Here is an 11,148-nt window from a genome sequence, read left to right as displayed (position 1 = left end):
ACAGCCTTGCCCCCTCAACTCAAATCCAATTTATGAATAATCAGTCAAAAAAGTGCTTATCTGAACAGCATTGCGACACAGTCCGGGCTCTTTTTCCCCCGTGGCAACAAGCACATTCGAGAAGAGCCACACCCGATGCGGCTGCTCAGTTTCGACCCCCAGCATCAGGTGGAGCAGACCCTCTGGGCTGGCGAGGCACTGAAACGCTACGCCCGCTCACAGATACACCGCGATGGCCTCTGGTCGGCCGGTGTGCTGGGGGCGCTGCTGGCGGCCCTCTACTGGGGCCTTAGAAACTACCGGCGATCCCTCAAAGGATTGCTGCAAAGAGGGCTGGCTCGGCGGGAGTTCATCCCCTTCTATCAGCCCATAGTGGACAGCAGAAACCGAAGGGTGGTGGGATTCGAGGCATTGCTGCGCTGGCAGCGAGGACGGGATTTGGTGTCGCCAGGCACCTTCATCGCCTATGCGGAGGAGCAGGGGCTGATCCTGCCGATGACGGATCAACTGCTGGAGCGCATCCTGGCGGATCTCCCCGTCCTGGCCCCGCACCAGTGGGTCAGCGTCAATCTGGTGGCGGGCCATATCGAGCAACCTCGTCTGCGCACCCAGTTGCAGCGCCATGGCTGGCCCTCGCCGGCCCGCCTCACCTTCGAACTCACCGAGCGGGATCCCATCAAGCACATCCAGGGGGCCATGGCGGAGATCGCAGCTCTGCAGGAGAGGGGCTATCACTTCAAGCTGGATGACTTCGGCACCGGCTATGGCGGCTTTGCCTACCTGCAACGGCTCGGCATTCGCCAGATCAAGATCGACAAGATGTTCGTGGATACCATAGGCACGGACGACCTCAAGCGCAGCGTGCTGGATGCCACCATCGCTTTCGGCCTCAAATCGGGCATGGAGATGATCGCCGAAGGGGTCGAAACCCAGGAGCAGGTGGATTATCTGCATCGCCACGGAGTCCACCTGATCCAGGGCTACGTCTATGCCAAGCCCATGCCCCTGAGCAAACTGAAGATCTGGCTGATGGCATGGCAAGAGGGCGAGACAACCAGCCCCTCCGACCCGCACTGAGGCGGTATCTGCCCCGCCTCTCACCCTCTGCAACAAAATGATGCTCCGCATGAGGAGCATCTCCCCTTATCATGGGTCTGTGCACCCTGGGTGCACCAAGTCGCTCCATACCCCGTCGGCCGAGGCCGCCCCGAGATGAGAACCACTGCCTATGAAGTCTTTTATCCGACAAGAGATTGCTCTGCCTGCCGGTCTGCTGACCCTGCTCTTCTTCAAAACCCTGGGGAGCGACCTGCTGGCAGAGACAACCCCCCTTGCGGTCTACCTGCCGGTGTCGCTGGCCCTGCTTGCCATCGTGACCTGGGCCATCTTCTCCGTCGTGCGTCACTCTGACGCCCTCGCCATCAAGCTCGGGGAACCCTTCGGTACCCTGATCCTGACCCTCTCGGTCATCTCCCTGGAAGTGGTGATGATCTCCTCCGTCATGCTGACCGGCGATCCCAATCCCACCATGGCCCGTGACACCATGTTCGCGGTGGTGATGCTGGTCACCAACGGTCTGGTGGGCTTCACCCTGCTGTTTGGCGGCTGGCGCTATCACACCCAGAACTTCAATCTGGACGGGGTCAAATCCTATCTGGTGGCCATCATTCCCCTGGCTCTGCTCTGTCTGGTCCTGCCGAACTTCACCCAGGGCGGCACTCTGGGCAGCCTCTCCAAGGCCATGTCATGGATGCTGATCATCATCTCCATCCTGCTCTATGGTGTCTTCCTGCTGATCCAGACCCGCAGCCACAGCCACTTCTTCGTCGACAGCGATCACGAGGATCTCGAGGATCACCACGGCCCGCTGCAGAGCAACGTCTATCACACCCTCTTGCTGCTCGCCTACCTGGTGGTGGTGATCCTGCTGGCCAAGACCCTGGCCATCCCCATCAACTACGGGGTGCACGTGATGGAAGCCCCGATGGCACTGGGTGGCTTCATCGTCGCCTGTATCGTACTGGCCCCCGAAGCGGTCGGCGCCATCAAGGCGGCCTTCAACAACCAGTTGCAGCGGGCCATGAATCTCTACTTCGGCTCCGTGCTGGCCACCATCGCCCTCACGGTACCCTCCGTACTTTTCATCGGCTCCCTGATGGGGCAGGAAGTGCGCCTGGGCCTCTCCCCTGCCGACATGGTGCTGCTCATCACCACCCTCATGGTCTGTAAAGTGACCTTCAGCAGCGGCCGCACCCACGCCCTGCACGGCGCCACCCATCTTGTGCTGTTTGTCGTTTACCTGTTCCTGATGTTTGAACACGGATAAGGCTGCCAGCACTCACCCCAGTGCTGTTCGTGGTTTATCTGTTCCGGATGTTTGAACACGGATAAGGCAGCCACCACCTGCCTGCTGCCACTCTGCGCAGCGCGCTTCCGATGGCCCCGACGCGGAGCGCGGGAGACGAAAATGAAAAGACCGCCCCATGGGCGCAATGCTGTTCACTTAAGAGAATTTGAGTTCCAGTCCACGTAGTATCAGGGCTAAAAAATGAGGGAGGCATGATGCCTCCCTCTTTCTATTGCAAGCCACGCTGGATAAAGGCTGAAGGAACATCGACTGGAAACAGCCTTGCTCCCCCAACTCAAGTCGCATTTATGAATAATTAGTCAAAAATGTGCTTATCTGAACAGCATTGCGCCCCATGGGCGGTCTTTTTTATGGTTGCTCAGGCTCCAATTCAGAGGCTGGGCAGGGTCCCGGCCGGGATCAGGTCGTTGTAGCTGGCACGGCCCAGCAGGGCGGCGGCCGCCTCGATGTCCGGTGCAAAGTACCTGTCCTTGTCATAGAAGCTGACCTCTTCCCGCAGACGGCCCTTGGCCAGCTCGATGAGCTCGGTGGAGCGCAGGGGAGCGCGGAAGTCGAGCCCCTGGGCCGCTGCCAGCAGTTCCACCGCCAGGATGCCACGGGTGTTCTCGGCCATGTCCGCCAGCCGGCGACCGGCGAAGGTGGCCATGGAAACGTGGTCTTCCTGGTTGGCCGAGGTGGGCAGGCTGTCCACCGAGGCCGGGTGGGCCAGGGTCTTGTTCTCGGAGGCCAGGGCCGCCGAAGTGACCTGGGCGATCATGAAGCCGGAGTTCACCCCGCCGTTGTTCACCAGGAAGGCCGGCAGGCCGGACATGCGCGAGTCGATGAGCAGCGCCATGCGCCGCTCGGACAGCGACCCGATCTCGGCGATGGCCAGGGCCAGGTTGTCGGCGGCAAAGGCCACGGGTTCTGCGTGGAAGTTGCCGCCGGAGATGATCTCCTCATCCTCGGCAAACACCAGCGGATTGTCGGAGACGGCGTTGGCCTCGCACACCAGCACCTCGGCCGCCTGACGGATCTGGGTCAGGCAGGCACCCATCACCTGGGGCTGACAGCGCAGGGAGTAAGGATCCTGCACCTTCTCGCAGTTGTGGTGGGACATGCCGATCTCGCTGCCGTCCACCAGCAGGTGGCGGTAGCAGGCGGCCGCATCGATCTGGCCGCGCTGGCCGCGCACCTCGTGAATGCGGGCATCGAACGGACGGCGGCTGCCCAGCGCCGCCTCAACGCTCATGGCACCGATGGTGATGGCACCGGCGTAGAGATCCTCGGCATGGAACAGCCCTTCCAGCGCGAAGGCGGTGCTCGCCTGGGTGCCGTTGAGCAGGGCCAGCCCCTCTTTCGGCGCCAGGGCAATGGGCTCTAGCCCGGCAATCTTGAGGGCCGTGGCTGCGTCGATCAACTCGCCCTTGTGACGGGCCTTGCCTTCACCGATCAGCAGGCAGCTCATGTGGGCCAGGGGCGCCAGATCGCCGGAGGCGCCGACGGAGCCCTTCTTCGGCACCACGGGGTAGACCTCGGCGTTGATGAGGGTCATCAGGGCCTCGAGCACCGTCAGCCGGATGCCGGAGAAGCCACGGGCGAGCGAGTTTACCTTGAGCACCATCATCAACCGCACGGTGGCGTCATCCATGTACTCGCCAATCCCTGCCGCATGAGAGAGCACGATGGAGCGTTGCAGCTCGTCCAGCTGCTCCACCGGAATGCGGGTGTTGGCCAGCAGGCCAAAGCCGGTGTTGATGCCGTAGACCACCCGGTTTTGCTCGATCACCTTGGTGACCACGGCGGCGGAGGCGTGGATCCCCGCCAGGGCAGCCGGATCCAGGCTGACGTGTACCGGCTCACGGCTGACACGGCGCAGGGTGGCGAGGCAGAGTTTGCCCGGTTGCAGATTGAGTTCGAACATCTTATTTCACCCCTTTGCCGGTGGCGTCGATCATCGGCAGATCCAGTTTCGCCTCAACGGCACAGTTGATGGCAATCTCGTAGCCGGCGTCGGCGTGACGCATCACCCCGGTGGCCGGGTCGTTGCGCAGCACGCGGCCGACCCGCTTGGCGGCATCGTCGGTGCCGTCACAGACGATCACCACGCCGGAGTGCTGGGAGAAGCCCATGCCCACACCGCCACCGTGGTGCAGGGAAACCCAGGTCGCGCCGCCGGCGGTGTTGAGCAGGGCGTTGAGCAGCGGCCAGTCGGAAACGGCGTCGGAACCATCCATCATGGATTCAGTCTCGCGGTTCGGGCTCGCCACCGAGCCGGAGTCAAGGTGGTCACGGCCGATGACGACCGGAGCCTTCAACTCGCCATTCTTCACCATCTCATTGAAGGCCAGGCCCAGGCGCACCCGATCCTTGACGCCAACCCAGCAGATCCGCGCCGGCAGGCCCTGGAAGGCGATGCGCTCGCGGGCCATGTCGAGCCAGTTGTGCAGGTGGGGATCGTCCGGGATCAGCTCTTTTACCTTCTGGTCGGTCTTGTAGATGTCTTCCGGGTCGCCGGAGAGCGCCACCCAGCGGAACGGGCCAATGCCCTCGCAGAACAGCGGGCGGATGTAGGCCGGCACGAAGCCCGGGAAGTCGAAGGCATTCTTGACCCCCTCTTCCAGCGCCATCTGGCGGATGTTGTTGCCGTAATCGAGCGTGGCGGCGCCGCGGGATTGCAGGGTCAGCATGGCTTCGACCTGACGGGCCATGGAGCGGCGAGCCGCCACGTTGACCTCATCCGGTGCGCTCTTTTGCAGATCGCGCCATTGGGCCACGCTCCAGCCCTGGGGCAGGTAGCCGTGTACCGGGTCATGGGCGGAGGTCTGGTCGGTCACCACGTCCGGCGTGATGCCGCGAGCCACCAGCTCGGCGAAGACGTCGGCGGCGTTGCCGAGCAGGCCGACGGAGACGGCGGTACCGCTGCGTTTGGCCTCCTCGACCATGGCCAGCGCCTCATCCAGGCTGTGGGCCTTCTTGTCGACGTAGCGGGTACGCAGACGGAAATCGATACGGGTCTCGTCGCACTCCACGGCGATCATGGAGAAACCGGCCATGGTGGCGGCCAGAGGCTGGGCGCCGCCCATGCCACCCAGGCCGCCGGTCAGGATCCAGCGCCCTTTGGGCTCGCCATTGAAGTGCTGGTTGGCCACCGCGAAGAAGGTCTCGTAGGTGCCCTGCACTATCCCCTGGGTGCCGATGTAGATCCAGGAGCCGGCGGTCATCTGGCCATACATCATCAGACCCTTTTTATCGAGCTCGTTGAAGTGCTCCCAGTTGGCCCAGTGGGGCACCAGGTTGGAGTTGGCGATGAGCACCCGCGGCGCATCCTTGTGGGTCTGGAACACCCCGACCGGCTTGCCGGATTGCACCAGCAGGGTCTGATCGTCCTCGAGCCGGGTCAGCACCTCGACGATCTTGTCATAGCAGGCCCAGTTGCGAGCGGCGCGGCCGATGCCGCCGTACACCACCAGGGACTGGGGATGCTCGGCAACATCCGGATCCAGGTTGTTCATCAGCATCCGCAGTGGCGCTTCGGTGAGCCAGCTCTTGGCGGTCAGCTGGGTGCCGTGGGGAGCACGGATCACGCGGCTCGGATCGTGGCGGGGATCCTGGTGTTGTACAGACATAGACACTCCTTGTTTAGCGATGCAGTCAGGCGGCGCGGTGCGCCACTACTTGGTCAACTGGTGAACCAGGCGCGCAGCCACGCGGGCACTGCGGTTGTCCTGATCCAGGTTCGGGTTGTACTCGGCCAGATCGGCGAGCCTGAGCTTGCCGCTGGCCCGGATATGGGCGATGAGCGGCTCGATGACCGCCAGCTCCACGCCGCGAGCGGCGGGAGCGCTGACTCCCGGCATCACCGCCGCCGGCAGCACGTCGAGATCGATGGTGAGATAGAGGTGGTCGCAACGGGCGATGAAGGCATCCAGCCCGCCTAGCAAGGCTGGCAGCTCGGTCTGCGTCATCGCCTCGTCCAGCACGTGCCAAACTCCCAGCGCCTCGGCGCGGGCAAAGAGCGCCGCGGTATTGGCGGTTTCGGCCACCCCGAGACAGGCATAGTGAAAGGGGGTGCCCTGGGCGGCGCACTGCTCGGCAATCTGGAAGAAGGGGGTGCCCGAGCTCGCCTGCTCCTGTTTCATGCGCAGATCGAAGTGGGCGTCGAAATTGATGATCCCGACCCGCCCTTCGCCACCAAGATGACGGTTCAGGCCGCTCCAGCTACCAAACGCCACCTCGTGGCCGCCTCCCAGCACCAGGGGGAAGTGCCCCTGATCCAGCGCACTCGCGACCCGTTCGGCCAAGCGCCCGTGGGCGGCATCGAGATCGCCGTCCTCACAGGCCAGATCCCCGCCGTCATAGACGGAGGCGCCCAGATGCCAGGCCGTGTTGGCCAGCAGCTTGCGCACCGCCAGCGGTGCACCGGCGGCGCCGACCCGCCCCTTGTTGCGGCGCACCCCTTCGTCACAGGCAAAGCCGAGCAGCACCACGCCGGGTTCGCGATTCCCCTGCCAGGGTTGCACCCTATCGTGCCAGCGCAGGGCCAGCTCGCCGTCTTCGGGATCCTGACGCCCCTGCCAGACCGACATGTCGATCCCGTTGAACTTATCCATGAAGGGTTTCCTCCCCGTTGACCACACGGCTCACCAGCTGATCGACGCCGATGAGGTAGCTGAGCTCGGCCGGATGGCCGCAGTTCCAGACAAGGAAATCCGCCAGCATGCCGACCTTGAGCTGCCCCAGCCGTTCCTGCTCGCCGAGCGCCCTGGCGGCGTGGCGGGTCACCCCGGCCATGGCCTCCACCGGGGTCAGGCCAAACAGGGTGCAAGCCATGTTCATGGCCATGCGCAAGGAGACGATGGGGGCCGTGCCCGGGTTGATGTCGGAAGAGACAGCCATGGGTACCCCCGCCTTGCGCAAGGCAGCGATCGGGGGCAACTTGGTCTCCTTGAGGAAATAGAAAGCGGTGGGCAGCAGGGTGGCGACCACGCCACGGTGGGCCAGCGCCTGGATCCCGTCCTGATCCAGATATTCCAGATGATCCACCGAGAGGGCGCCGAAGTGGGCGGCGAGCGTGCTGCCCCCCAGGTTGGAGAGCTGATCCATGTGCCCTTTCACCGCGAGGTTGTACTGATCCGCCGCCAGATAGACCTGCTCGGTCTGGGCAAGGGAGAAGCCGATGTGCTCGCAGAAGACATCCACCGCATCCGCGAGACCTGCCTCGGCCGCCGCCGGGATGATCTCCTGGCAGATGGTCTCGACCCAGGAGTCGGGATCGTCGCGATACTCCGGCGGCACCGCATGGGCCGCCAGCAGCGTGGTCTTGACCCGGATGGGCTGCGTCTCTCCCAGACGACGGGCCACCCGCAACATCTTGAGCTCGTCTTCCAGGGTGAGGCCGTAGCCGGACTTGATTTCGACTGTGGTGACCCCTTCCCGGATCAGGGACTTGATCCGCGGCAACGCCAGCTCATAGAGCCGCTCCTCGCTGGCTGCCCGGGTGGCGCGCACCGTGCTGATGATGCCACCCCCCTTGCGGGCGATCTCCGCATAGGGGACTCCCTTCTGGCGCAGCTCGAACTCTTCGGCGCGACTGCCGGCGAAGATGAGGTGGGTGTGGCAATCGATAAGACCGGGGGTGACCAGCTTCCCCTTCATGTCCTGCCAGGAGGCGGCATAGGGGCCCTTGAGATCCTGCATGGGGACCAGAGCGTGGATCTTGCCATCCCGCACGCCAAGGGCATGGGGCTCCAGCAGGCCGTAGTCCGCCAGATCGGGGCGCAGGGTGGCGGGTGTCACGTTGAGCCAGACCCGCTCGCAGTTCAACAGTTCCTTGTTCATACCGACCTCTAAATGTATATACAATAATTTATAGCCGATCTCTGAAAAGAAAGGAAGGATAAAGTTCACATCTTGATAACAGCGGTTTTATTAGAGTGTAAGCACAAAAAAGCCCACCGAGAGGTGCAATGCTGTTCAGATAAGCACTTTTTTGACTGATTATTCATAAATTGGATTTGAGTTGAGGGGGCAAGGCTGTGTCCAGTCGATCTTCCTCCAGCCTTTATCCAGCGGGGCTTGCAATAGAAAGAGGGAGGCATCATGCCTCCCTCGATTTTTTGTCCTGATACTACGTGGACTGGAACTCAAATTCTCTTAAGTGAACAGCATTGCACCGAGAGGTGGGCTTTTAAATGCTTAATTTGTATATACAATTATGCGAGACGCGTCTTGGAGCTCAGCTTGTAGCGGGAACCCGGCGACAACAATCTGGCATAGGAGACCAGACAGCCGTCTGACCAGGTGCGCCGGTGCAGCAGCAGGCAGGGGGTGTCGACCCTCACTTGCAGCAGTCCGGCTTCACCAGCACTCGGCAACACGGCTTCTACCACGTGCTCCATCTCGGAGAGAGGGCAGATCTCCATCAGATAGCTGTTTGGCGTCTGCTGGGTGAAATCCTGCTCGCCATAGCCGGGCAGTCGCTCGGCATCGACGAAGCGCTCCTCCAGTTGCAGCGGCTCCCCATCGGCCTGATGGACGATGAGGCTGTGAAAGGTGGGCGCCCCGACCCGCAGGCCCAGACGCACCGCCACTTTCTCGTCGGCGGCCTGACGTTGCAGCCGGATCACCCGCGCGCTGTACTCGCTGCCCCGCTCGGCGATCTCGTCGGCGATGTTGCGAATCGCCAGGAGCGGCGACTCGGTGCGCCTGTCGGCCACAAAGCTGCCGGATCCGGCGGTGCGCACCAGCCAGCCTTCGGCCACCAGTTCACGCAGCGCCTTGTTCACCGTCATGCGGCTCACGGCAAACTGCTCGCACAGGGCGGCCTCGGTCGGGATCCGGTCGCCCGCCTGATAGTGGCGTTCGCGGATCCCGTCCAGGATGTGCTGCTTTATCTGAAGGTAGAGCGCAGGAGCCACCGGCTGGTCCTCAGCGGCGACGATGGGGCGGACGCATGTCCGGCCAGGCGCGATAGACATCCGGGATCTGGTCAGGGCCGCTGATGCAGAGATCGAGATCGTGCAGCAGGCCATCCTTGATGCCGTAGATCCAGCCGTGCACCGCCAGCTCCTGCCCCTTGCGCCAGGCATTCTGGATGATGGTGGTGTGACAGACGTTGGCGACCTGCTCGGCCACGTTCAGCTCGCACAGGTAGTCGAAGCGCTCGTGCTCATCCTCGATGGCTTCGAGCTGTTCGCCGTATTTGAAGTAGACGTCCTTGATGTTGCGCAGCCAGTTGTCGATGAGACCCAGCTCCTGGTTCTGCATCGCAGCCTTGACGCCACCGCAGCCATAGTGGCCGCAGACGATGATGTGCTTCACCTTGAGCACCTCCACCGCGTATTGCAGCACCGAGAGGCAGTTGAAGTCGGTGTGCACCACCAGGTTGGCGACGTTGCGGTGGACAAAGACGTCCCCCGGCAAAAGCCCCATCAGCTGGTTGGCTGGAACCCGGCTGTCGGAACAGCCGATCCAGAGGTACTCGGGTGCCTGCTGGGCGGACAGGGTAGCGAAGAAATTGGGATCCTCGGCCTTGATCCGTTCCGCCCACTCGCGGTTGTTGGTAAACAAGTCGTTCAACAGTTTCACTTCTGCTCTCCCTACTGTGGCAGTGGCGGCAACATACCATACACAAGGGTAACCAAGGCAAGGCCGACCAGATCCCCGCAAAACAAAAACAGGGCCATCAGGCCCTGCTTCTTACCGGAGGAGGCCGTCAGGCATCCATGGCATCTTTCAGCTTCTTGAGCGCGTTTTTCTCAAGCTGGCGCACCCGCTCGGCGGAGACGCCGTAAGTATCGGCCAGCTCCTGCAGGGTGGTCTTGCTCTCGTCATCGAGCCAGCGGGCACGGATGATGTGCTGGCTGCGCTCGTCCAGGGTCGCCATGGCCGCACTCAGGCGACGGGTGGCATGGCTGTCCCAGTTGTCGTTCTCGATGTTCGCCGCGAGATCGGAAGATTTGTCTTCCAGATAGTGCACCGGCGCGAAGCCACCCTCGTCTTCATCGTCACCGACCAGGTCGAAGGCCTGATCGTAATTGCTCATGCGCGCTTCCATCTCGGTGACGTCGGCAGCGGATACCCCGAGGTCGGCAGCCACGGCCTGCACCTCTTCGTGGTTCAGCCAGCCCAGACGCTTCTTGGACTTGCGCAGGTTGAAGAAGAGCTTGCGCTGGGCCTTGGTGGTCGCCACCTTGACCATGCGCCAGTTGCGCAACACATATTCGTGGATTTCGGCCTTGATCCAGTGCACGGCGAAGGAGACCAGACGCACGCCCACGCTCGGGTCGAAGCGTTTGACGGCTTTCATCAGGCCGATGTTGCCTTCCTGCACCAGATCGGCCTGAGGCAGGCCATAGCCGGAGTAGCTCTTGGCCACGTGAACGACAAAACGCAGGTGCGACATAACGAGCTGGCGTGCAGCTTCGAGATCGCCATCCTGCTGCAGACGCATCGCCAGTTCGCGCTCTTCCTCTGCGCTCAGCACAGGGATCGAGTTGACGGCCTGGATATAGCCTTCCAGACTACCTTGCGGAATCAGAGCCATAGTGCGTTGCAATGAAGTTCCCATGTTCTACCTCTTACTTTTCAATCGAATCAGTCTAACACCCTGAGAAGACGTGTCTACCGACCAGGTATCATTCTGCGTGCTGCATCATACATCACCCCAGCATGAACCCGGCCCATCTTAGGCTGACGGCATGAATCATAAATGAACAGTCAAAAAAAAGGTTCATCGCGGCTTTCCGGGGAAGGCCGCCTTGATTTTCAGAAAAAAGTATTCTGAGTCCCTAAATCCA

The 11,148-nt window shown here is 62.3% G+C and carries 8 protein-coding genes and 1 pseudogene; 2 read left to right on the top strand and 7 right to left on the bottom strand.

Translation table 11 applies throughout. From position 1 onward, the window contains the following. Positions 1-93: 93 nt before the first annotated feature. Together PG896_RS19245 and PG896_RS19240 are read left to right on the top strand one after the other, a co-directional pair. A pseudogene (locus PG896_RS19245) lies at positions 94-1,077 on the top strand (EAL domain-containing protein); the annotation flags it as partial. A 151-nt stretch (positions 1,078-1,228) separates the two neighbouring features. Further along, a complete protein-coding gene (locus tag PG896_RS19240) occupies positions 1,229-2,326 on the top strand; it encodes a calcium:proton antiporter (protein ID WP_010672612.1) in 1,098 nt (365 codons plus the stop codon). Positions 2,327-2,738: 412 nt separating this feature from the next. Here the strand turns inward: PG896_RS19240 and hutH are convergent, their stop codons facing one another. From hutH to rpoH, 7 genes are all read right to left on the bottom strand, one after another. Continuing rightward, entirely contained in the window at positions 2,739-4,271 is a 1,533-nt protein-coding gene (hutH, locus tag PG896_RS19235; RefSeq protein WP_010672611.1) for a histidine ammonia-lyase, read from the bottom strand. A gap of 1 nt (position 4,272) precedes the next feature. Then, entirely contained in the window at positions 4,273-5,976 is a 1,704-nt protein-coding gene (gene hutU / locus PG896_RS19230; RefSeq protein ID WP_113978380.1) for a urocanate hydratase, read from the bottom strand. Positions 5,977-6,021: 45 nt separating this feature from the next. Continuing rightward, positions 6,022-6,960, bottom strand: a complete 939-nt coding sequence (hutG, locus tag PG896_RS19225) for a formimidoylglutamase (RefSeq protein ID WP_270836093.1) — start codon at positions 6,958-6,960, stop codon at positions 6,022-6,024. Further along, the gene (hutI, locus tag PG896_RS19220; RefSeq protein WP_010672608.1) at positions 6,953-8,188 is read right to left on the bottom strand and encodes an imidazolonepropionase; all 1,236 of its coding nucleotides are present in this window, start codon (positions 8,186-8,188) and stop codon (positions 6,953-6,955) included. The genes hutG and hutI overlap by 8 nt, the downstream gene beginning before the upstream one ends. A 374-nt stretch (positions 8,189-8,562) precedes the next feature. Then, complete coding sequence (gene hutC / locus PG896_RS19215) at positions 8,563-9,267, bottom strand: histidine utilization repressor (protein ID WP_041212197.1); 705 nt, start codon at positions 9,265-9,267, stop codon at positions 8,563-8,565. Positions 9,268-9,277: 10 nt separating this feature from the next. Then, complete coding sequence (can, locus tag PG896_RS19210) at positions 9,278-9,937, bottom strand: carbonate dehydratase (protein ID WP_010672606.1); 660 nt, start codon at positions 9,935-9,937, stop codon at positions 9,278-9,280. Between the two features lie 127 nt (positions 9,938-10,064). Beyond that, complete coding sequence (rpoH, locus tag PG896_RS19205) at positions 10,065-10,919, bottom strand: RNA polymerase sigma factor RpoH (RefSeq protein ID WP_029313526.1); 855 nt, start codon at positions 10,917-10,919, stop codon at positions 10,065-10,067. Positions 10,920-11,148: the final 229 nt, after the last annotated feature.

The sequence above is a fragment of the Aeromonas sp. QDB30 genome, assembly GCF_027707645.1.
GTDB lineage: Bacteria > Pseudomonadota > Gammaproteobacteria > Enterobacterales > Aeromonadaceae > Aeromonas > Aeromonas caviae.
The sequence above is the reverse complement of the archived record's forward strand: the minus strand, read 5'-3'. Positions and strand labels throughout refer to the sequence as shown.

Excerpts from the sequence above, each read along its gene's own strand:
- PG896_RS19240 (WP_010672612.1), top strand. The coding sequence starts at position 1,229 with ATGAAGTCTTTTATCCGACAAGAGATTGCTCTGCCTGCCGGTCTGCTG.
- hutH (WP_010672611.1), bottom strand. The coding sequence starts at position 4,271 with ATGTTCGAACTCAATCTGCAACCGGGCAAACTCTGCCTCGCCACCCTG.
- hutU (WP_113978380.1), bottom strand. The coding sequence starts at position 5,976 with ATGTCTGTACAACACCAGGATCCCCGCCACGATCCGAGCCGCGTGATC.
- hutG (WP_270836093.1), bottom strand. The coding sequence starts at position 6,960 with ATGGATAAGTTCAACGGGATCGACATGTCGGTCTGGCAGGGGCGTCAG.
- hutI (WP_010672608.1), bottom strand. The coding sequence starts at position 8,188 with ATGAACAAGGAACTGTTGAACTGCGAGCGGGTCTGGCTCAACGTGACA.
- rpoH (WP_029313526.1), bottom strand. The coding sequence starts at position 10,919 with ATGGGAACTTCATTGCAACGCACTATGGCTCTGATTCCGCAAGGTAGT.